The sequence below is a fragment of the Kluyvera sp. CRP genome (genome assembly GCF_019930565.1).
In the GTDB taxonomy this organism is placed as follows: Bacteria; Pseudomonadota; Gammaproteobacteria; order Enterobacterales; family Enterobacteriaceae; genus Kluyvera; species Kluyvera georgiana_A.
In genome coordinates this window covers 2,690,016-2,711,983 of record NZ_CP082841.1, presented here as the reverse complement: position 1 = coordinate 2,711,983, position 21,968 = coordinate 2,690,016, and the positions used below count along the sequence as shown (strand labels likewise).

The following is a 21,968-nucleotide window of genomic DNA, read 5'->3' as shown; positions in this document are numbered from 1 at the left end:
TACTCGCCGCCTGCCAAATTGCCAATAAAAAATACTGGATATAAAAACAGTAATCTATTATCGTATTTTGAGCAAAACAGGTTGCGGCATGCGTCACAGGCGAAAATTTATCCTCTGACAACTTAAAACACCAGTTGAACCGGGTTATCCCCAGAACTTTTTCTCTTTTAACATTTGTCAATATCGGTCATGAAAGTTTTATGGCAATCCGCAGCACTTTTTATTACGCCATTGCTTTTATTTATCTTGTTGATTATTAATAAAAAGATAGAAAAGCCGCCTTTCGCATCAATTCAGGCGCAGGCCGCATGTTCTCTCGTTTACCGCTAGTTTTCTAACTCTAATACACAGGGTTATCCACAGGAATAGTGGATAACTGCCGCTAGCCCCTATCCCTCGCCACCCGGCGGTTTGCGCAACTTCCTGTCAACGTGAAATCAAAAAAATATTTTCTCGCCAATTTTGATATGTATCAGCGAAAAGGCGCACGTGTTTTATCCATAACGGCGTGCTTTTTCCTTACGTTTTCTGCGGGTTATCGCTTACGAATGAAGATAACCCGCGAGAGAAAAATCAGAATAAAAAAAGGGGTTTATAACAGACTCAAATCGAGATAGCCGCCAAGAGGTCGATCGTCGACCGACTCGCCAAGCCACGGAATTTCGCCCAGCAGGGGGGCAGGCAGCATTCTCTGGAGGGTACTCAGATACTCGGCATGGCGGCGCCCCGGCGGTACGACGTCATTGGCAATCCAGCCAGCCAGCCGCAGCCCGGCCTGCTGTACTGCCTGAGCGGTTAGCACGGCATGATTGATGCAACCCAGCTTCACCCCCACCACCAGAATAACCGGCAGTTGCTCGTCGCGAACCCAGTCGGCGAGCGTCAGCGTGGGCGAGAGCGGCGTAAACCAGCCGCCAGCGCCTTCCACCAGCACCCAGTCGGCCTGCGCTTCTAAAGCACGCAAACCCGCCGATAGCACGCCAGCCTCAATAGGCCGCTGCTCATCGGCGCTCACAATATGCGGTGACGTGGGTTCCGCAAAGGTATACGGGTTCACCTCTTCATAACGCAGTGGCAGCGCGCTGTTACGCTGGAGCGCCAGCGCGTCGCTGTTGCGCAACCCCTCATCGGTCATTTCGCTGCCCGATGCTACCGGCTTATAGCCCACGGCGCGACGGCCCAGCAGGCGTGCGGCCTGCAATAGTGCGGTGCTGGCAACGGTTTTCCCGACTTCCGTATCGGTTCCGGTTACATAAAAACGTTCAGTCACGTGTGATGATTCCTGTGAAAAGATGGTAGGTCAGCGGGCAAATCCCCTCCTGCCTCGGCCAGGCCAGCTGTAGCTGCTGGAGCCTGCCGCGGGTGAGCGGCTGGCGGCTGCGCCCCTGGTGCAGGTGTGTTGCGCCAATCCCCTTTAACGAGCGCATCGCGCTCAGCGCATCGGGAAAAGAAAGGGTGATGGTGGTCGCCATCCCATGGCCAGAATAGGCCGCCAGCGCCTCGCGCAGCGTCGCTTCAGGCAGGAAGCGATTGGCGTGCGGATGGCTGTCGAGAGCCTGCCACGCCTGGTTAAGCTCCGGCAGCGAACCCGCCGTCAGCGTGGTAAATGCCAGCGTGCCACCGGGGGCGAGCTGACGATAAAGGCCAGCCAGCGCTGCATGCAGATCGCTACACCACTGAATAGCCAGATTGCTCCACGCTAAATCGAAGCCGCCGCCAGGTAGCGGTATATCCTCGATATCCGCCAGCAGATACGCATCCGCCGCCTGCTGTAGACGCGCCTGTCGCAGCATCTCCGCCGAGAGATCCAGCGCGGTAACGTGGCTGCCCTGCTCGCGCCAGTAGCGGCTGTAGCTCCCCGGCCCACAGCCGGCATCGAGTACGCGGGAAAACGCCCGCGCCGGCAGCTGGGACAGCAGCTGCGCGGCGCTGAGGCGCTGTAACTCGTCGTGTTGTTGATAAGACGCCGCCGCGCGGCCAAACGCCGCGGCGACCGCCTGTTTATCCACGCTCGCCATGCAAAACCTCCAGCAGATGAGCAACGTCCTGCGCGTCATGCGCGGCAGTGAGCGTCAGACGCAAACGCGCGGTGCCCGCGGGTACCGTCGGTGGACGAATAGCCGTGACCCAGCAATCCTGCGCACGCAAGCGTTCGGCTAACCGCAGCGTGTCTGCGTTATCACCGACGATCAACGGTTGAATGGCGCTCTGCGAGCCGCTCAGCGCGTAGGCCAGCCCTTGCGCGCCACGGCGAAAATCAGCAATGTGTTGGGTCAAAATGTCGCGGCGCTGTTGGCCGTCATCGCTCTGAATGACCGCCAGCGCCGCCTGTAACGCTTGCGCCTGGGCGGGAGGCATCGCGGTGCTGTAAATCAGATGACGGGCGAACTGGATGAAATAGTCGGCGACCGCCTGGCTGCAAAGCACCGCCGCGCCGCTCAGGCCAAAGGCTTTGCCGAACGTCACCACCAGTAGCTCCGGCTTAACGCCCTGCTGAAAGCAACTGCCGCGTCCATTTTCACCGACTACGCCAATACCGTGCGCATCATCGACCATCAGCCACGCGTCGGCGGCACGCGCCGCGGCGGCGACCTCGGCCAGCGGCGCGCTGTCGCCATCCATACTGAACACCCCTTCCGTCACCACCAGCTGTTGCCCTTTGACGGGGGCAGCCAGCAGCCGGGCAAGGTGATGGCGGTCGTTATGCTGAAAACGCCGCAGCTGCGCGGGGCTGAGGGTTGCCGCTTCAAGTAGCGATGCGTGGCTCAGGCGGTCGGCGGCGATACGATCCTCGCGTCCAGCCAGTGCAGCAATCACCGCCTGATTGGCGGCAAAACCGGAGATAAACAACAGCGCGCGGTCATAGCCGAGCCAGTCCGCCAGCTGTTCTTCCAGGCGCAGATGCGCCTGGTGGTAGCCGGTGACATGCGCGGATCCGCCGCTGCCGACGCCGTAACGTTCCGCCCCGTCCTGCCAGGCACGAATCACCTGCGGGTGCTGGCTGAGGCCCAGATAGTCGTTGCTGGAAAAATTGCGGTAACGGCGTCCTTCGCACATCAACCAGCGCCCAGCCCCCTGCGCCAGCGGCTGGCGCTGGCGAAAGGCCTGCGCTTCACGACGTTCAGCGACAGCGCGGTCGATTCGCTGCTGCCAGCTCATACCGCCGCCGCGTTGTAATAATCGTCGGTATCCGGCGTCATCAGCGCCTGTTCGAGACGCTGCTGCTGCTCGTTGTCTCCGGCGGTGACCGTGGTTTGCTGCGGGTTCAGCCCCAGCTTGCGGAACAGCTGTAAGTCTTTATCTTCTTCCGGGTTTGGCGTCGTCAGCAGCTTGCAGCCGTAGAAGATGGAGTTAGCGCCCGCCATAAAGCACATTGCCTGGGTCTGCTCGTTCATCTGCTCACGCCCCGCGGACAGGCGCACGTGCGAGGTCGGCATCATGATACGCGCCACGGCAATCGTGCGAATAAAATCAAAGGCATCAACGTCTTCGTTATCGGCCAACGGTGTGCCTTTGACCTTCACCAACATGTTGATCGGCACGCTTTCCGGCGGCGTCGGCAGATTGGCCAACTGGAGCAGCAGACCGGCGCGGTCATTAACCGTTTCCCCCAGCCCGACGATCCCGCCGGAACACACTTTAATCCCGGCTTCGCGCACTTTATCCAGGGTATCAAGACGTTCCTGATAGCTGCGGGTGGTGATGATATTGCCGTAGAACTCCGGAGAGGTATCGAGGTTGTGGTTATAGTAGTCCAGCCCCGCCGAGGCCAGACGCGCCGCCTGGCTGTCAGAGAGCGTTCCGAGCGTCATACAGGCTTCGAGCCCCATCTCTTTGACGCCCTGTACCATCTGCTCGAGATACGGCATATCGCGCTCGTGCGGGTTTTTCCATGCCGCGCCCATACAGAAACGGGTGGAGCCTGCCTGCTTGGCTTTGCGCGCCGATTCCAGCACCTGTTCCACTTCCATCAGGCGTTCGCTCTCCAGCCCGGTTTTGTAGCGTGAACTCTGCGGGCAGTACTTGCAGTCTTCCGGACAGGCGCCGGTTTTAATCGACAGCAGCGTACTCACCTGTACCTGCTGAGGGTCAAAATGTTGGCGATGGACCTGCTGCGCTTCAAACAGCAGTTCCAGCAGCGGTTTTTCGAAAAGAGCGGTGACCTGCGACATTGTCCAGCGTAAAGGGTGAGCCATTGGCTTCTCCGGGGGTTTTGTTAATTTTCGGTTCGGTTTATACTCGTAAACCTAAAACTTTTCAAAATGGTTTACAAGTCGATTATGACAACGGACGATCTCGCCTTCGATAGCCGCCATATCTGGCATCCCTACACCTCCATGACCGCACCGTTACCGGTTTATCCAGTGGTTTCCGCCGAGGGCTGCGAGCTGCAGCTTGCCAGCGGCGAGCGTCTGGTCGACGGCATGTCCTCCTGGTGGGCGGCGATTCATGGTTACAATCACCCGCGTCTGAACGCGGCGATGAAAACGCAGATTGACCAGATGTCGCACGTGATGTTTGGTGGGATAACCCACCCTGCCGCGGTGGCACTGTGCCGCAAGCTGGTGGCCATGACGCCCGAACCGCTGGAGTGCGTCTTCCTGGCCGATTCCGGGTCGGTGGCGGTTGAAGTGGCGATGAAGATGGCGCTGCAGTACTGGCAGGCCAAAGGCGAGTCGCGTCAGTGTTTTCTCACCTTCCGTAACGGCTACCACGGCGATACCTTCGGCGCGATGTCGGTTTGCGATCCGGATAACTCCATGCACAGCCTGTGGAAGGGTTATCTGCCGGAGAATCTGTTTGCCCCCGCACCGCACAGCCGCTTTGACGGTGAGTTCGACGAGTACGATATGGTGGCGTTTGCCCGCCTGATGGCCGCTCATCGCCACGAGATTGCCGCGGTGATCCTTGAGCCGGTAGTCCAGGGGGCGGGCGGCATGCGGATGTATCATCCGGAGTGGCTAAAGCGCATCCGTAAGATGTGCGATCGTGAGGGGATCCTGCTGATTGCCGACGAAATTGCCACAGGCTTTGGCCGCACCGGCAAGCTGTTCGCCTGCGAACACGCGGGGATCAGCGCCGATATTCTGTGCCTCGGTAAAGCGCTCACCGGCGGCACGTTGACGCTGTCTGCCGCGATCACCACGCGCGAGGTGGCGGAAACCATCAGCAACGGCGAAGCGGGCTGCTTTATGCACGGGCCGACGTTTATGGGCAATCCGCTGGCCTGCGCGGTGGCGACGGAAAGCCTGGCGCTGCTGGAAAGCGGCGAGTGGCAGACTCAGGTGGCAGCGATTGAGCAGCAGCTTAAGCGCGAGCTGGCCCCCGCCTCCGACGCGCCGCTGGTCGCCGATGTACGCGTTCTGGGCGCGATCGGCGTGGTCGAAACGCGCTACCCGGTCAACATGGCGCTGCTTCAGCGATTCTTTGTTGAGCAAGGGGTCTGGATTCGACCATTTGGCCGCCTGATCTACCTGATGCCGCCGTACCTGATTACCCCGCAGCAGCTGACGCGTCTGACCCGCGCGGTGTGCCTCGCGGTCGAACAGGAAACATTTTTTATCCAATAAGCAGCGGTAATCTGCCGCGGTTAACGCTACACTCCTTTGTTAATCAGTAGATTAACAAAGGAGGCAGTTGATGAAATTAGTCAGCCACGATCTGCGTGACGGCGAGAAACTACCCCAGCGCCAGGTATTCAATGGGATGGGTTACGACGGTGAGAATATCTCGCCGCATCTGGCCTGGGACGATGTGCCTGCCGGAACCAAAAGCTTCGTTGTGACCTGCTACGATCCGGATGCCCCAACTGGCTCCGGCTGGTGGCACTGGATTGTCGCCAACATTCCAGCCGACACCCGCGAACTGCCCACCGGCGCAGGCTCCGGCCTCGTTGGCCTACCTGCCGGCGCGCTGCAAACCCGCACCGATTTCGGTAAAGCAGGCTACGGCGGCGCAGCACCGCCAAAAGGCGAAACGCATCGCTATATCTTTACCGTCCACGCGCTGGATATCGACAAAATCGACGTTGACGAAGGCGCCAGCGGCGCAATGGTGGGCTTCAACGTCCATTTCCACAGCCTCGGCAGCGCGAGCATTACCGCACTGTTCAGCTAACCGTACGTTAAACGTATTCAGCCCTGCCGGGAAACCGCGCGGGGCTTTTTTTATTGCAGATGTAATTTTCTAACGAAAAAAGGGCTGAAGAGAAAAGCGAAAGTGGCTGATGGGGTTAGCGCTAAAATAGCTTGTGAATGAGATCACAATTTGGAAACAAACACGCCAACATAAAAGGTGATTTTAATCACAAAAAATAGCGAGACAAAGGCGATAATTTAACGTTGTAGCAGACTTACAGCCCATTTATGTGATCTAAATCACCATAAACACCCCAAAACCCGGCCAATCACAGTGACTAAGATCACAAAAAACCCTCGGGGTACGCGAGACGAAAACGGCGTGATAGAGTCGATTTTGCATACAGAACGACTGGCTGGTTTTTGGCGAAACCAGCACAACTATTACGCGCGCAACATCTGACGCGCACCACGAGGGGTGTTTTTATGTTATCACCAGATATCAAGGTCAAGGTACAGAATTTTGGCCGCTTCCTCAGCAATATGGTGATGCCCAATATTGGCGCATTCATTGCCTGGGGTTTGATTACCGCACTGTTTATTCCTACCGGCTGGTTGCCGAACGAGACGCTGGCTAAGCTGGTCGGCCCAATGATCACCTATCTGCTGCCGTTGTTAATCGGCTATACCGGGGGGCGCCTCGTGGGCGGCGAGCGCGGCGGCGTGGTCGGCGCGATCACCACCATGGGGGTGATTGTCGGCGCCGATATGCCGATGTTTATGGGCGCGATGATCGCCGGTCCGCTGGGCGGCTGGGCCATCAAACGCTTTGACCGCTGGGTTGATGGGAAGATCAAAAGCGGCTTCGAGATGCTGGTAAACAACTTCTCTGCCGGGATTCTCGGCATGCTGCTGGCGATGCTCTCCTTCCTGGCGATTGGGCCAATGGTGGAGCTGCTGTCGAAAGCGCTGGCGAGCGGCGTCAACGTCATGGTGCAGAACAACCTGCTGCCGCTGACCTCAATTTTTGTCGAGCCGGCCAAAATCCTGTTCCTCAATAACGCCATCAACCACGGTATCTTCTCACCGCTGGGTATTCAGCAGGCGACGGAAACCGGTAAGTCTATCTTCTTCCTGATTGAAGCTAACCCGGGTCCGGGTCTGGGGATTCTGCTGGCGTACATGTTCTTTGGCAAAGGCAGCGCGAAGCAGTCCGCAGGCGGCGCGGCGATTATTCACTTCTTCGGTGGGATTCACGAAATTTACTTCCCGTACGTCCTGATGAACCCACGCCTGATTCTGGCGGTGATCCTCGGTGGGATGACCGGCGTCTTTACCCTGACGCTGTTCAACGCGGGCCTGGTCTCTCCGGCTTCTCCGGGTTCTATTTTTGCCGTCCTGCTGATGACGCCGAAAGCGTCGCTGATTGGCGTCGTACTGTCGATTCTGGCCTCCACGCTGGTTTCCTTCCTGACGGCGTCGATGCTGCTCAAACGCGTTCGCGTGGGTGATGAAGAGAGCAACGGTCTGGCGGAAGCCACCCGTCGCATGCAGAGCCTGAAGCAGCAGTCAAAGTCCGGCGCTAAACCGTCCGGCGAACTGCCACAGCCCGCACCGGCGCTGGATTTGGCGAAAGACCTGCACCACGTGCGTAAAATCATCGTCGCCTGCGATGCCGGAATGGGCTCCAGTGCGCTCGGCGCGGGCGTGCTGCGTAAAAAGGTAAAAGACGCCGGTCTGAGTCATATTTCAGTGACCAACTGCGCCATCAACAGTTTGCCGGACGATGTCGATCTGGTGATCACCCATCAGGACCTTACCGAACGCGCCATGCGTTTTGCACCGCAGGCAATGCATATGTCGCTCAGCAACTTCCTCGACAGCGGCCTGTACACCGACTTAACCACCCGCCTGCTGGCCGCTAAGCTGCCGCCCGCGGCGAACGACAGTCGCCTGATTAACCAGACGATTATCGCCGCCAACGACGATGCGTTCACGCCCGGCGAGCGCGAGGAAAACCTGTTTAAGCTCAGCGCCGATAACATCTTCCTTAACTTAACCGCCGACACCAAAGAGCAGGCCATTCGCTTTGCCGGTGAAATGCTGGTCTCCGGCGGCTACGTCGAGCCGGATTACATCGACGCCATGCTGGCGCGTGAAGCGCTGACCACCACCTACCTCGGAGAATCTATCGCCGTTCCGCACGGCACCGTAGAAGCCAAAGACCGCGTGCTGCGCACCGGGATTGTCATTTGCCAGTACCCGCAAGGCGTACGTTTCGGCGACGAGCCGGACGATATCGCGCGCCTGGTGATCGGCATTGCCGCCCGCAATAACGAGCACGTACAGGTTATCGCCCGCTTAGCCAACGCGCTGGATGATAAGGACGTGATCGAACGTCTGACGCAGACCACCAGCGTGCAGGAGATTTTACAGCTCCTGTCCGGCGAGCAAGCGGCATAAGGCAACGGGGCGTACAGCCCCTGATACGGAACGTTTTTTTCGAGGTAACAGTCATGAAAGCAATTCATTTTGGCGCAGGGAATATCGGTCGCGGCTTTATTGGTAAACTGCTGGCGGACGCACAGGCGGAGCTGACCTTTGCCGATGTCAACCAGCCGCTGGTCGATCAGCTGGCGCATCAGCAACATTATCAGGTCAACGTGGTGGGGGAAAATGCTCGCGTTGAGCAGGTCAATCGCGTCAGCGCCATCTACAGCAACAGCCCGGACGCCATCGCGCAGATTGCCCAGGCCGATATCATCACCACCGCCGTTGGCCCGCAGGTGCTGAGCAAAATCGCCAGCACCCTGGCCCAGGGATTAATCGCCCGTTTTGAGCGCGGCAACCACCAGCCGATGAATATCATCGCCTGCGAAAATATGGTGCGCGGCACCAGCCAGCTTAAGCAGCACGTGCTGCAATCGATACCCGCCGAGCTGCACGGCTGGGTGGAAGAACACGTCGGGTTTGTCGATTCGGCGGTCGACCGTATCGTGCCGCCGGGGGCCGCAGCGAACGACGATCCGCTGGATGTCACTGTTGAGACCTTTAGCGAGTGGATTGTTGACCGTACCCAGTTTAAAGGTACGTTACCGGACATCGCCGGGATGGAGCCCACCAGCAATCTGATGGCCTATATTGAACGTAAGCTGTTTACCCTCAATACCGGCCATGCGATAACCGCCTATCTTGGCCAATTGGCAGGCTATCAGACTATTCGCGACGCCATCCTCGACCCGGCGATACGTGAAGCAGTGAAAAATGCCATGCGCGAGAGTGGCGAAGTACTGATTCAACGTTACGCCTTCGATCCCCAGCAGCATGCAGCCTACATCGATAAGATTCTCACCCGCTTTGAGAACCCTTATCTGCATGATGAGGTGGAGCGCGTTGGCCGTCAGCCGCTGCGTAAATTGAGCGAGAACGATCGCTTAATCAAACCGCTGCGAGGAACGCTGGAATACGGGCTCCCCAATCGCCACCTGATTATCGGCATTGCCGCCGCCCTGCATTATCGCAGCGACCAGGACCCGCAGGCGCAAGAAATGGCAAACCTGCTGGCGGAAAATGGGGTAACAAGCACGGTCATTGAGGTTTGTGGCCTGCAGGATCAGCCAGAGCTTGTCGCCCAGATAGTGAATGTGTATAACGCCATGCAACGCAAAGAATGATGTAACACCCATAGCTGGGCGCGGAGGTTAACGGCCGCCGCGCCCGATGAAGAAGGGTAAGATGAAATTGAATCTCCTGCGCAAGAATGCGCAACCAGCAGCAGAAAATGAGCGTCCGAAGGACACGGCACCAGAGAAGCCACGGTTAGCGGAAAGCACAACAAAGATGATGGCCATGATGGACGACGCGCACTTAACCCAAAATCAGGCGGCGGAGAACCGCATCCTGGAGCGGCTTAACGCCCGCCAGACGCTAACCGGTTTTATACAGACCGCGGTGGGCTTACTGTCTGAAGCGGTCGACCAGCTGATTTTGCAGGCTTTCCGGAAAGACGATTACGCGGTGAAGTACGCGGTGGAACCGCTGCTGGAAGGCAGTGGGCCGCTGGCTAATTTACCGGTACGGTTGAAGCTGATTTATGCCCTGGGCGTCATCAGCCGCGATGAATATGAAGACGTTGAACTGTTACTGGCGCTGAATAACGAACTGGCACACGAGAACAAAATCTACAGCTTTACCGATGACGAAATTCTGGGGCCGATCAACATGCTGCACTGCATGACGACGCTGCCGCCTCCGCCGACGCTGCACCTGCCGGAAGACGTGGTCGACGACGCGCTGAGAACCATGCAGGAACAGCGCTATCAGCAAATGGTGCGTTCAACGCTGGTACTCAGCATCACCGATTTAGTCACCAGCCTGGCGCACAAAAAAGCGTTCTAGCCGCGAACACTCCAGGGCGGATGGATAAGGCCTTTCAATGGCTATCTTCCTCCCCTTTCGCCCGCTTTCCTTTTCGCTGACATAAGTTGTCAAAAAAACAGGCGATTTTTTGTCAGCACATCTTCCCGTTTCGCTCAACTTAGTATAAAAAGGCTGCTTTTACAGGATTCCCTTTTACTTAATTAGCCTGGAGCAACATGAACACTTTTTCGGTTTCTCGTCTGGCGCTGGCATTGGCTTTTGGCGTGACACTGACTGCTTGCAGCTCAACCCCAGCGGATCAGCGCCCTTCTGACCAGACCGCACCTGGTACCTCTTCCCGTCCGGTACTGTCGGCGGACGAAGCGCAGAACTTTACTGCCGCGCGTTACTTCTCTTCGTTAGATCCTAACGCTGCCGCCTGGTCCCCGTCTTCTATCACCGTTCCGGCGAAAGCAGATTTCGTGGTTGGCCCGGCAGGGACTGAGGGCGTGACGCACACCAGCATTCAGGATGCCGTTGATGCCGCTATCGCGCGCCATAGCAGCTCTCGTCTGTACATCGCCGTACTGCCGGGTGAATATAAAGGCACCGTCTATATCCCGGCCGCTCCGGGCAGCCTGACGCTCTACGGTACCGGTGAAAAAGCGATCGACGTAAAAATTGGCCTGGCCATCGATTCCGAAATCGACCCGACCAGCTGGCGTAAACTGGTTAACCCAGGCGGCAAATATATGCCGGGCAAACCGGCGTGGTACATGTTTGATGGCTGCCAAAGCAAGCGCAGCGCCACCATCGGCGTGATGTGCTCCGCGGTCGTGTGGTCACAGAACAATGGCTTACAGCTGCAAAACCTGACGATTGAAAACAATCTGGGTGACAGCGTGGATGCCGGTACCCACCAGGCGGTAGCCCTGCGCACCGATGGCGACAAAACCCAGCTTAACAACGTCAATATCCTGGGCCGCCAGAACACCTTCTTCGTGACCAACAGCGGCGTTGATAACCGTCTGCAAAATAACCGCCAGACCCGTACGCTGGTCAGCAACAGCTACCTCGAAGGCGATGTGGATATCGTTTCCGGCCGCGGCGCGGTGGTGTTCGACAACACCGACTTCCGCGTAGTGAATTCCCGCACCCAGCAGGAAGGCTACGTCTTCGCCCCGGCGACCCAGGCCAACATCTTCTACGGCTTCCTGGCGACCAACAGTCGCTTCACCGCCGCCGGTGACGGCGTGGCGCAGCTGGGCCGCTCGCTGGACGTGGATAGCAACACCAATGGCCAGGTTGTGATTCGTGATAGCGTGATCAACGAAGGCTTTAATTCCGCGAAACCGTGGGCCGACGCCGCCGTTTCCAAACGTCCGTTCAGCGGCAATACCGGCGCGCAGGACGAGAAAGGCCAGATTAAACGCGATCTTAACGACCGCAACTTCAACCGCATGTGGGAATACAACAACCGCGGCGTGGGCAGTCATGTTGTGGCGGAACCGAAGCAGTAATTTCAGTTAGTGATGAAAAGGCCCATGACTGTCATGGGCCTTTTTTTATACCTATTCAACTTAAAACAACAAGTAACTTATTGTTTTAAAAGAAAAATAAACACAAAACCGTCACGCTTTGTGACGCAATTAACATCACGACATAGCGAGGTCATGACATCCTTATCACGCTTAAACGCAGCTCTTATTGAGGATGGATTGCCATGCGCATCAACAAAAAAAGCAAATTGCCCTTGTACGCTCAGCTTTTTGAGCTCATTACGCAACAAATCAGCGCGGGCGAATTCAAAGAAGGCGAGCAATTACCCTTTGAGCGAGAGCTATGCCAGCAGTACGAGATCAGCCGCACGACCGTCCGTCAGGCTATGTCAGAGCTTGAAAAAGAGGGATATATCAAGAAAATCCATGGCAAAGGTATGTTTGTGCAAGGACAAGCGGTTAAACAAAGTCTGATGACCGTTTATAACTTTCATGAGGAAATGAAACGTCTACATAAAACACCGGGCAGCACCCTGCTGCACTTTAGCCTGACAACGCCGCCAACCCGGATAACGCAAAAGCTAAATACAGAAGATGCCGTCTATCATATCATCCGTCTGCGTCTTGCAGATAACGAACCTATTTTATATGAAGAGACCTATCTCGTTGCCAGTAATTTTCCAGAATTAAAGAAAGAAGATATAGAAAACTATGGTTTATATCATGCGTTAAAAGAGAAATATCATCTTTCAATTCGTCGAGCTGTTGATACTTTCCGAGCCATAAACATTAAGAAAGATATTGCTAAGCATCTTAATGAAACAACGGGCTCTCCCGGCCTACAAATCGAGCGCATAGCTTTTTCGGATGACATTCCCATTGAATATACCATCGAAATAGCCCGTGGCAGTAAATTTGAATATACCATCGAACTTCAAGGCGTGACCATGAACTCGTCAATAACTGCCGTTTGATTGATTCCTGATGTCACGCGCCTGTTTTATTTGCGGTTGAATATCTTAACCGCTTGAAAAGGAGTGACCTTAATGAAATTAACCGTATTAGGCGGGGGCGGCGTTCGTGCCCCATATCTGGCCAGAACATTAGCATTGCAGGCAACCGATCTTGCATTGACTGAAATATGTCTGATGGACAGCAATGAGGAGAAATTAACAATCTACGGTGGGCTGGCGCAAGCCATCGTGGAAAAAATTAATCCCCGAGTCACTATTTGTCTGACAACCGATCCCAACATCGCATTAAAAGATGCCAACTATGTTATTACCACATTGCGTGTAGGTGGTGATAGTGGTCGAGTTTTTGATGAAAGATTAGCCCAGAAATATAATATTCTGGGACAAGAGACGACAGGCATTGGCGGCTTCGCGATGTCGCTACGTTCTATCCCGGTATTAAAGCAGTATCTCGAACTGGCGCGTCAGGTTTCGGCAACAGATGTCCTGTTCTTTAACTTCACGAACCCCTCCGGGCTTGTTACCCAGGCGCTGATTAACGCCGGATACGATAATGTGTACGGTATTTGTGATGGCCCGGCGAGTTTTATGCGTGAAATGGCGCAACTGCTCAACGTCGACGTTATGCGTTTCTCCGCCACCTGCTATGGTTTGAACCATCTGTCGTTCTATCGTGATTTCACCGTCGACGCTCAGGACGTCACGGAACAGGTGCTCAGTCATCAGCAACTGTTTAAAGAGACGGAGATGAAGCTTTTTGACCGCGCGACAATAGACTTTTTGAAACAAGAACTACCAAATGAATACCTCTACTTCTATTTTAATCACCATGCCATCATTCACTCAATTTCCCGTCATGGTTATGCGCGAGGTGAATTAATTCAGGATATTAATATGCGAATGCTTGCTGACCTGAAGCAACACCATGCAGCCAGTATAGAAGAGCGTTTTGCTATTTTTTCCACATATCTTCTGGAACGAGAGAATTCCTACTTTGCCATTGAGAGCAATGGCCGACGTGATAATCATTATAAAGCCTTAAATCTGGAAGCGTTTCTGGCCGCACCGGATACCGGTGGTTATTCGGGGATTGCGTTAAATATTATCCGAGGGCTACAGAAAAAAACCGCATGGCCTATGACCATACTGGTGAAAAACAACGACAGCATTCGTGGCTTGCAGCCGGATGACGTCATTGAAATTACCTGTGATATGCGTGATGGGCAGATTATTCCGCGCCGCGTGGAGGAGATGCCGGATTATCAGATGCATATTATTGAGACCATCAAACATTTCGAAAATTTAACGATCCATGCCATTGAGAACAGATGCAAACAGAGCGCGATTCGGGCATTAATGATTCATCCCTTGATCAACGATTTCGCGGTGGCTACGCAAATTCTCGACGAATTGCTGAACGAATATCAGGACTATACCGGGGAGTGGCGCTAATGGAGCTAGCGATTTGTTCTCGACACCAATTCCCGCAGCTTCTCGGCGATGCCATCATCGCCGCCTTACAGCAAGAAGGCTCTGTCTGCCTGGCTTCTGGTGATACGCCGCAGTTGGCTTATCGCTATGTGGCGGCGCAATACCAACGTCGCCCCTTTCCGCTTCGCGCCACGCTGGTCGGGCTGGATGAATGGGTCGGTTTCGGTCCACAGGACGAAGGTAGCTGCCAGTATGCGATGCACCATGACCTCTATCAGCATTTATCGCTGCGACCGGGCCAACTACGGCAGTTTGACGCCAGACGCGCAGGAGATGCGCTGGAAGAAGAGTGCCATCGTATGAATCAGCTGTTAACCGAACAGCCGCTTCGTCTGGTCCTGGTAGGTATAGGCCAGAACGGTCATCTGGGGCTCAACGAACCCGGTGTCGCGTTTAGCTCGCTGGCGCATGTCTCTAACCTGAGCGAAACCACCGTCCGCGTCGCGCAGAAATATTTCCCCAAAACCACGACATTGCGTCAGGGAATTACGCTCGGGATCGCCAATATCCTGGCCAGCGAAAAAATTATTGCTGTCGCCAACGGAGCGCATAAGCGGGACATTATCCAACGCCTGCTGATGACCCCGCCAAACGAGACGCTCCCTGCCACTAGTCTGAAACAGCATCACAATACGCAGCTGCTGTTGGATGACGCCGTCTTCCACGTGGAGAACATACTATGACCGATGAACAGCGGTGGTTCAGCATCATCGCCTGCGCGGGTGAAAGCTTCTCACTGTTAAACGATGCGCTAAAGGCCGCGAAAAGTGGCGATATAACGGAAGCCGAACGTTGCTTTAACGAATCTGAAAGCATCCTCCAGCAGGCGCACCATATTCAAAGTGAATCACTACAAGGCGAAATAAACGGCCAGCCAATCGCATTTTCCATGCTGTTTGTTCATGCTCAGGATCATTTAATGAATGTCCTGCTGGCACAGAATATTTATCGTGAATTTATCGAGCTACATAAAAATAAACTATCAGGACGATGACTATGAACTATGAAAACTTAGCTATTCTCCTTGTCTGCAATTTAGGCGCATCCACCAGCGTGATGGTGAGCAAAATGCGTGACGTTGTCGAGAAAAGTGAAAAATTAAAAGGCCAGCATATTCGTATTGATGCCCGAAACGCAGGGGATCTGCATACCTATATTGCCGACTACGATCTCGTGCTGGTTGGCCCCCAGATGAAGCATAAAATTGACGATCTGACGACGATTGCCAGGCAACATGGCAAACCTATTGAGGTTATTGATAGTCAAGCCTATGGGTTAGCCGATGGCGCGCTTATTCTGAAACAAGCCCTCTACTTATATCATCTGAATCGGCCGAGCAAGGAAGGTTCTCAATGACCAGTACTCCGATATTTCTCAATAAATTTGAGAAAAATATGGTTTTTGTTGCTACCAAAATCGAGCAGAATCGTTTTATTTCATCAATTAAGAATGGAATGATTAGCTTAATGGCGATTCTGATGGTGGGTTCCATCAGCTTAATCATTTCTGGATTAGGTAGCCTGTTTTCACCGGAAACCGCCGTTAGCCAGTTTTTTACGAATTATGGCGCGCTATTACAGCTTCCATTTACCTTTACTTTCGGTCTGTTGTCGATCTATTGCGCGATAACCATTAGCTATCATCATACCCAGAAAATTAATGTTGCTCCGCTATACCCGATAATTAGCTCGGTGATGGTGACCATGATTCTGAATAGCAAAATGATTGAGGGGAGTATCAACATCGCCTTCCTTGATTCCCGCGGCTTGTTTGTGGCAATCATCGCGTCGCTGGCGACCGTCGAGTTTATAAGCTGGGCCTATCGCAAAAAGATCACCATCCGCATTAATGGCTTGCCCGATATGATAGCCAAAACCTTCGAGTCCATCTTTCCGCTGCTGTTTGTTGTGATGATCGCGTGCGCAATCTCCATTGCCAGCCAGGCGCTGTTCAATCAACAGATTGTACCAGAGCTCTTCACGACGGCTCTGGCCCCTGCGGTCAGCGGCATCGATTCCGTGTGGGGGGTTTTCACGATTATTTTACTGGAGATGATCTTCTGGTTTTTCGGCTTAAACGGCTACGCGATTTTAATTGGCTTTACGCTGCCCTTTATGACCCAGTACCTGTCATTGAACGCCGCCAACTTTGCCCAGGGCCTTCCTACGGAACACGTATTTACGGAAGGATGGTGGGGAGCCTTTGCGGCCTGTACCGGATCAGGTATTACCGGCGCTATCGCGATTCTGGGTCTGATGAGCCGGGCTCCGCAGCTCAAAGCGGCAGGAAAAGCAGCCATCGTGCCTTCGCTGTTTGGCATTTCAGAACCGGTGGTGTACGGTTTTCCTATTGCCTTCAATCCCTACTTTTTCTTTCCGTTCGTATTAGGAACGCCCGTTCTGGCTTCAATCACCTATTTAATCTTCGAGATGGGATGGGTCCGCGGGCCGGTCGCTCAGGTTGGCGGCATCCCCACGCCGATTGCACAGTATTTCATCACCATGGACTGGCGCGGCCCAATCGTCGCCATACTGGTAATTCTGGCCGGATTCCTGATGTACTACCCATTCTTTAAAATGTACGAGCGCAGCATTCTGAAAAAGGAGAGCGAACGGCAGGATGAACAGCAGAAATACGCCGTTCTGGATCTGGATTTCTGAGGGACAAAACCACCTGCGTCACGCAGGTGGTTTTATGCGTTAACTTAGTGCGCGTAAACCACTACCCACATTGGGCCCTGACCCACGGCATAACGCCCTTTTTCCTGCAGCAGCCCCTGCTCGCCGGCAATTTCATACACCGCGATATGGTGCGATTTCTGCCCTGCCGCAATCAGGTATTTTCCACTGTGGTCAATGTTGAAACCACGCGGCTGAGTTTCCGTCGGCTGGAAACCTTCCAGCGACAGCACGCTGCCGTCTTCCGATACGCTGAACACGGTAATCAGGCTGGAGGTGCGGTCACAGGCATACAGATGACGACCGTCCGGCGTAATGTGGATATCGGCCGCCCAGCGCGTGTCGGTGAAATCAGCAGGCATCATATCCAGCGTCTGCACGCATTCAATCTTACCGTGCGGATCCTTCAGCTCCCACACGTCAATGGAGCTGTTCAGTTCGTTCACACAGTAGCCGTACTGTTCGTTCGGATGGAACACCATATGACGCGGACCGGCGCCTTCTACCGTGGTCACTTCAGCCGGGTTCTGCGCGGACAGGAAACCGTCGTCGCTCAGGGTGAACAGGCAGATGCGATCCTGTTTCAGCGCCGGCACCCACAGGGTGCGGTTATCCGGGGAGATATTCGCCGAGTGGCAACCTTCCAGGCCATCCACCACCGTCACGGTGTCGCGCGGCAGGCCGTCTTCCAGACGAATGACCGCCACGTTGGCCTGATTGTACGAAGCGCTGAAGATAAAGTTGCCTTTACGGTCGGTCGAAATATGCGTCGGGCTGCCCGGCAGCGGCGCTTCAGCTTCATAGGTCAGCGCACCGTCATCCGGCGCAATACGGTAGGCCAGCACGCGAAATTCCGGACGCACGCCAACGTACAGATAACGTTTATCAGGGCTGATGACCATCGGCTGCACCTGACCCGGAACATCCACCACCTGGACCAGCTTCAGGCTGCCATCGTGGTTCAGCGTCCAGACGTGGATCTGCTGGCTTTCCGGGCTGGCGGTATAAACGGTCTGTTTCATGAATACTCCTTTCTGAAAACACATAATTTGCGGCTATTTATCACACCATTTTGCCGTACAGGTATCTCGGTGTACCATCCTGCACAGCGAATTTTCTCTTAAACTCGAGACAACACTATGACTGCACGTGTGATTGCCCTGGATCTGGACGGAACGCTCCTGACGCCAAAGAAAACCCTCCTGCCCTCTTCCCTGGAAGCGCTAAATCGAGCCAAAGCGGCAGGTTATCAATTAATGATCGTCACCGGTCGTCATCACGTTGCCATCCATCCTTTTTATCAGGCACTGGCGCTGGATACACCTGCAATTTGTTGTAATGGCACCTACTTGTATGATTATCAAGCAAAAAAAGTACTGGATGCCGATCCGATGCCGGTCGAAAAAGCCCAACAACTGATTTCTCTGCTGGATGAGCACCAGATTCACGGCCTGATGTATGTCGACGATACCATGATGTACCAGTACCCAACCGGCCACGTGATTCGCACCAGCAACTGGGCGCAGAGCCTGCCGGAAGCGCAGCGCCCGTCTTTTACTCAGGTCGATTCGCTGGCGCAGGCCGCCCGTGAAGTGAATAACGTCTGGAAATTTGCCCTGACCGATGAAGACGGCGAAAAGCTGCAAAACTTCGCGAAACACGTTGAGCAGACGCTGCAACTGGAGTGCGAATGGTCGTGGCACGATCAGGTGGATATCGCGCGTCAGGGCAACAGCAAAGGCAAACGTCTGACGCAGTTCATCACCGCGCAGGGCTGGTCGATGCAGGACGTGGTGGCGTTTGGCGACAACTTTAACGATATCAGCATGCTGGAAGCCGCCGGTACCGGTGTGGCGATGGGCAATGCGGTCGACGCGGTGAAAGCGCGCGCCAACGTGGTTATCGGCGATAACACCACCGATGCCATCGCCGACTACATCAACCGTCACCTGCTGTAATCAGGCGGTAATCGACACGCTCTTTATCTGGGCGTACAACCACTGGCCTGGCTTCACCGCCAGGTCATCCCGCGCCCACGGGCTGATACGCGCCCACAGCGTACGGCCGCTGACGTCCAGCTGTACTTCGACCTGACCATTATTGTCATAGCACTGAAGGACTTTGGCGTGCAGCACGTTGCGGATACTGGTGTGAGGCGACGGCTGCAGCACCAGCGACACGTCAGTGGCCTGAATGCGTACGCGCACCGCGCTCTGTAGCGGCCTGTCGAGCTTGTTCACCCAGATATGCTGGTCGCCCAGGGCCAGCGCGGTCATCGCATAGTGCGGATGGTGCTCCAGCACCGTCACGCGCAGAATGCTGCTCTGCTGATCCTGCGGCAGCCACGGGTGCATCACGCTGCTGCCCCATACGTCTTCCAGATTACCGAATGCCTTGACCTGCCCGCCTTCCAGCACCAGCACTTTATCGGCCAGATGCAGAATCTCATCCAGCGAGTGGCTGACGTAGAGCATCGGTATATTGATCTCCCGCGCCAGACGCTGCAGATACGGCAGCAGTTCACGCTTGCGTGGGATGTCGAGCGAAGCCAGCGGCTCATCGAGCAGCAACAGCTCAGGCGCGGTCAGCAATGCGCGACCAATCGCCACACGCTGTTTTTCACCGCCGGACAGACTGCCCGGCAGGCGATCGAGCAGCGGCTCAATGCCCAGCAGCGCCACCAGTTTATCAAACTGCTCCGCCATGCTTTTCGCCATACCGTAGCGCAAATTACCGCGTACCTTGTAGTGCGGGAACAGTCGCGCGTCCTGGAACACATAACCGATACGGCGTTTCTCCGGCGCCAGGCAGATCCCCTGCTCAACGTCGTTCAGCACGCGGCCGTTGAGCGCAATGCGCCCCTGCTGCGGTTTGGTGAGCCCGCTGATAGCGTTAATCAACGAGGTTTTGCCCGCCCCTGAAACACCGAATACGGCGGTGATCCCGGAAGCCGGCAGCGATTCATTAATTTCCAGGCAGTGCGTGCCCAGCGTCTGGCTAAAGTTCAGTTCCAGCATGGTTTACGCCCCCATCCTGCGGCGGCTAACGCCAGCCAGCCATTCGGAAATCATCAGCGAAATCAGCGCCAGAACGATAGAAATCAGACACAGACGGGCCGCGGCGCTTTCGCCGCCGGGAGTCTGAATCAGGGTGTACATCGCCGACGGAATGGTGCGGGTTTCGCCGGGAATATTGGAGACAAAGGTAATAGTCGCGCCGAACTCGCCGAGTGAACGAGCAAACGCCAGCACGGTACCGACGATAATGCCCGGCAGCATCAGCGGCAGCGTAATGGTGCAGAACACCCGCCAGCGCCCGGCGCCCAGGGTACGCGCCGCCTGTTCGAGTTTGACGTCGACGCCTTCCAGCGCCAAACGAATCGCCCGAACCATCAGCGGAAACGACATCACCGCCGCGGCGATCACCGCGCCCCGCCAGCTAAAAGCGAAAGTCAGGCCGAACCAGTCATACAGCCAACTGCCAATAAAGCCACGACGCCCCATCGCCACCAGCAATAAATAGCCCACCACCACCGGCGGCAGCACCAGCGGCAGGTGGATAAGGCCGTCCAACAGCGCCTTGCCGGGAAAATGGCGGCGTACCAGCAGCCAGGCAAAGAAGATCCCAAACGGCAAACTGAACAGGACTGCCAGGGAGGATACTTTCAGGCTCAGCACTACCGCCTGCCATTCGGGATCGGTCAATATCATTAGCGAGTCGTGAATCCGTAACGTTTAAAGATTTCAGACGCCTGCGGCCCTTTCAGGTAGTCATAGAACGCCGAGACGGTCGCGTTTTTATGGCCATCGATAATGGCAATCGGATATTCCACTTTCTGATGGGAATCTTCCGGGAACGTACCAACCACTTTAACACCTTTGCTGGCCACCGCGTCAGAACCGTAGACGATTCCCAGCGGCGCTTCGCTCCTTTCAACCAGCGCCAGCGCACCGCGCACATCTTCCGCCGGCGCCAGTTTCGGCGACAGCGTCTCCCACGACCCGAGTTTTTGCAGCGCTTCTTTCGCGTAGATGCCCGCCGGAACGTGATCCGGGTCGCCCACCGCCAGGCGACCGCCTTTCAGCAGGCTGGTCCAGTTGGTTTTCGCGTCCACGGTGATGTCTCCCTGCTCGCTGGCCTTCGGCGCGACAACGACCAGACTGTTACCCAGCAGCGTTTCACGCGTGGTGGTGTCGATGGCTTTCTTATCTACCGCGTAGTCCATCCATTTCTGATCGGCAGAGATAAACAAGTCGGCTGGTGCCCCGGCTTCAATCTGGCGAGCCAGCGTCGAAGAAGAAGCAAAAGAGGAAACCACGTCAACGTTGCTCTCTTTTTTATACTCTTTAGCGATATCCTGCATTGCGTTAGTCAGCGAAGCGGCGGCGAAAACGGTGATTTTCGCGTCCTGTGCCGACGCTTGCCCTGCAACCGACAGCGTTAAAGCTGCTCCAGCAAAAAGACGTAACCATGAACCTGTCATTTAACACTCCTGAACTCAACGTTATATAAATAAAAATATAACGATAAGTATAAGGACTTTCCGCGATGATTGCATTACAGACTCGCGAATTGTTGCTGCATTTACGGGATATTATCGGCAGGGTTTTCGGGAACTTCATAGCAAAACGCCCGGGAGTACCGGGCGTTTTTGAGGAAATCAGTGGTTTTGCTGGCTGCTGTCTTTATGACCAACGCCGGAGAAGATGTTGAACACTTCACCCAGACCGTAAATCAACCCCAGGATGATAGCCATCACTACGGGTACCATGATTACGGCAAATACCAGACTTTTCAACAACTCTAACATGGTTTACTCCATACAATGTGATGTTGCTATTGTAACCGGATATCGCAGAAATACACTCCCTTTTGTGCGGTGCGCTTTGC

22 protein-coding genes are annotated in these 21,968 nt (G+C 55.1%); 13 read left to right on the top strand and 9 right to left on the bottom strand.

All coding sequences use genetic code 11. From position 1 onward, the window contains the following. Nucleotides 1-592: 592 nt before the first annotated feature. From bioD to bioB, 4 genes are read right to left on the bottom strand one after another with little or no spacing between them, the layout of a single operon-like run. On the bottom strand, nucleotides 593-1,270 hold the full coding sequence (gene bioD / locus K7B04_RS12755; RefSeq protein WP_163447105.1) for a dethiobiotin synthase: 678 nt from the start codon (nucleotides 1,268-1,270) through the stop codon (nucleotides 593-595). Continuing rightward, nucleotides 1,263-2,018: a malonyl-ACP O-methyltransferase BioC gene (gene bioC, locus K7B04_RS12750; RefSeq protein WP_223802193.1), complete on the bottom strand. Its 756-nt coding sequence runs from the start codon at nucleotides 2,016-2,018 to the stop codon at nucleotides 1,263-1,265. The genes bioD and bioC overlap by 8 nt, the downstream gene beginning before the upstream one ends. Beyond that, nucleotides 2,002-3,159, bottom strand: coding sequence for an 8-amino-7-oxononanoate synthase (gene bioF / locus K7B04_RS12745; protein ID WP_223802192.1), 1,158 nt, complete (start codon nucleotides 3,157-3,159; stop codon nucleotides 2,002-2,004). The genes bioC and bioF overlap by 17 nt, the downstream gene beginning before the upstream one ends. After that, nucleotides 3,156-4,196, bottom strand: coding sequence for a biotin synthase BioB (gene bioB / locus K7B04_RS12740; RefSeq protein WP_223802191.1), 1,041 nt, complete (start codon nucleotides 4,194-4,196; stop codon nucleotides 3,156-3,158). Before bioB ends, bioF begins: the two co-directional genes overlap by 4 nt. An 84-nt stretch (nucleotides 4,197-4,280) precedes the next feature. Here bioB and bioA point away from each other — a divergent pair, with 84 nt between their 5' ends. From bioA to K7B04_RS12680, 12 genes are all read left to right on the top strand, one after another. Next, nucleotides 4,281-5,570: an adenosylmethionine--8-amino-7-oxononanoate transaminase gene (bioA, locus tag K7B04_RS12735; protein ID WP_223802190.1), complete on the top strand. Its 1,290-nt coding sequence runs from the start codon at nucleotides 4,281-4,283 to the stop codon at nucleotides 5,568-5,570. A 70-nt stretch (nucleotides 5,571-5,640) separates the two neighbouring features. Further along, nucleotides 5,641-6,117, top strand: a complete 477-nt coding sequence (locus K7B04_RS12730; RefSeq protein ID WP_163447114.1) for a kinase inhibitor — start codon at nucleotides 5,641-5,643, stop codon at nucleotides 6,115-6,117. Between the two features lie 446 nt (nucleotides 6,118-6,563). Next, nucleotides 6,564-8,540, top strand: coding sequence for a PTS mannitol transporter subunit IICBA (locus K7B04_RS12725; RefSeq protein WP_163447116.1), 1,977 nt, complete (start codon nucleotides 6,564-6,566; stop codon nucleotides 8,538-8,540). 53 nt (nucleotides 8,541-8,593) lie between these two features. Continuing rightward, complete coding sequence (locus tag K7B04_RS12720; RefSeq protein WP_223802189.1) at nucleotides 8,594-9,751, top strand: mannitol-1-phosphate 5-dehydrogenase; 1,158 nt, start codon at nucleotides 8,594-8,596, stop codon at nucleotides 9,749-9,751. A gap of 166 nt (nucleotides 9,752-9,917) precedes the next feature. Continuing rightward, complete coding sequence (locus tag K7B04_RS12715) at nucleotides 9,918-10,475, top strand: MltR family transcriptional regulator (protein ID WP_223804163.1); 558 nt, start codon at nucleotides 9,918-9,920, stop codon at nucleotides 10,473-10,475. Nucleotides 10,476-10,672: 197 nt separating this feature from the next. Beyond that, on the top strand, nucleotides 10,673-11,956 hold the full coding sequence (locus tag K7B04_RS12710; RefSeq protein WP_163447120.1) for a putative acyl-CoA thioester hydrolase: 1,284 nt from the start codon (nucleotides 10,673-10,675) through the stop codon (nucleotides 11,954-11,956). Nucleotides 11,957-12,159: 203 nt separating this feature from the next. Next, nucleotides 12,160-12,909 (top strand): GntR family transcriptional regulator, encoded by a 750-nt coding sequence (locus K7B04_RS12705; RefSeq protein WP_167576370.1) that lies wholly within the window; start codon nucleotides 12,160-12,162, stop codon nucleotides 12,907-12,909. A 72-nt stretch (nucleotides 12,910-12,981) separates the two neighbouring features. Continuing rightward, nucleotides 12,982-14,361 carry a glycoside hydrolase gene (locus K7B04_RS12700; protein WP_223802188.1) on the top strand — a complete coding sequence of 460 codons (1,380 nt, stop codon included), beginning with the start codon at nucleotides 12,982-12,984 and terminating at the stop codon, nucleotides 14,359-14,361. Continuing rightward, the gene (locus K7B04_RS12695) at nucleotides 14,361-15,083 is read left to right on the top strand and encodes a 6-phosphogluconolactonase (protein ID WP_163449204.1); all 723 of its coding nucleotides are present in this window, start codon (nucleotides 14,361-14,363) and stop codon (nucleotides 15,081-15,083) included. The genes K7B04_RS12700 and K7B04_RS12695 overlap by 1 nt, the downstream gene beginning before the upstream one ends. Then, nucleotides 15,080-15,394, top strand: coding sequence for a PTS lactose/cellobiose transporter subunit IIA (locus K7B04_RS12690; RefSeq protein WP_163449203.1), 315 nt, complete (start codon nucleotides 15,080-15,082; stop codon nucleotides 15,392-15,394). The genes K7B04_RS12695 and K7B04_RS12690 overlap by 4 nt, the downstream gene beginning before the upstream one ends. Nucleotides 15,395-15,396: 2 nt before the next feature. After that, the gene (locus K7B04_RS12685) at nucleotides 15,397-15,756 is read left to right on the top strand and encodes a PTS sugar transporter subunit IIB (protein ID WP_163449202.1); all 360 of its coding nucleotides are present in this window, start codon (nucleotides 15,397-15,399) and stop codon (nucleotides 15,754-15,756) included. A 98-nt stretch (nucleotides 15,757-15,854) separates the two neighbouring features. Then, nucleotides 15,855-17,060, top strand: a complete 1,206-nt coding sequence (locus K7B04_RS12680) for a PTS transporter subunit EIIC (protein WP_223882112.1) — start codon at nucleotides 15,855-15,857, stop codon at nucleotides 17,058-17,060. Between the two features lie 44 nt (nucleotides 17,061-17,104). On the opposite strand, the gene pgl is transcribed toward K7B04_RS12680, so the two are convergent. Continuing rightward, a complete protein-coding gene (pgl, locus tag K7B04_RS12675; protein ID WP_163449200.1) occupies nucleotides 17,105-18,100 on the bottom strand; it encodes a 6-phosphogluconolactonase in 996 nt (331 codons plus the stop codon). 117 nt (nucleotides 18,101-18,217) lie between these two features. Between pgl and K7B04_RS12670 the strand changes: the two genes are divergently transcribed. Further along, nucleotides 18,218-19,036: a pyridoxal phosphatase gene (locus tag K7B04_RS12670; protein WP_223802187.1), complete on the top strand. Its 819-nt coding sequence runs from the start codon at nucleotides 18,218-18,220 to the stop codon at nucleotides 19,034-19,036. Here the strand turns inward: K7B04_RS12670 and modC are convergent, their stop codons facing one another. The 4 genes from modC to K7B04_RS12650 all read right to left on the bottom strand — a co-directional run bounded on the left by modC (nucleotide 19,037) and on the right by K7B04_RS12650 (nucleotide 21,888). Beyond that, nucleotides 19,037-20,095, bottom strand: coding sequence for a molybdenum ABC transporter ATP-binding protein ModC (modC, locus tag K7B04_RS12665; RefSeq protein WP_163449198.1), 1,059 nt, complete (start codon nucleotides 20,093-20,095; stop codon nucleotides 19,037-19,039). Nucleotides 20,096-20,098: 3 nt separating this feature from the next. Beyond that, entirely contained in the window at nucleotides 20,099-20,788 is a 690-nt protein-coding gene (modB, locus tag K7B04_RS12660) for a molybdate ABC transporter permease subunit (protein ID WP_163449197.1), read from the bottom strand. Beyond that, nucleotides 20,788-21,561 (bottom strand): molybdate ABC transporter substrate-binding protein, encoded by a 774-nt coding sequence (gene modA, locus K7B04_RS12655; RefSeq protein ID WP_223802186.1) that lies wholly within the window; start codon nucleotides 21,559-21,561, stop codon nucleotides 20,788-20,790. The genes modB and modA overlap by 1 nt, the downstream gene beginning before the upstream one ends. 177 nt (nucleotides 21,562-21,738) lie before the next feature. Next, a complete protein-coding gene (locus tag K7B04_RS12650; protein WP_064548379.1) occupies nucleotides 21,739-21,888 on the bottom strand; it encodes an AcrZ family multidrug efflux pump-associated protein in 150 nt (49 codons plus the stop codon). Nucleotides 21,889-21,968 lie beyond the last annotated feature (80 nt).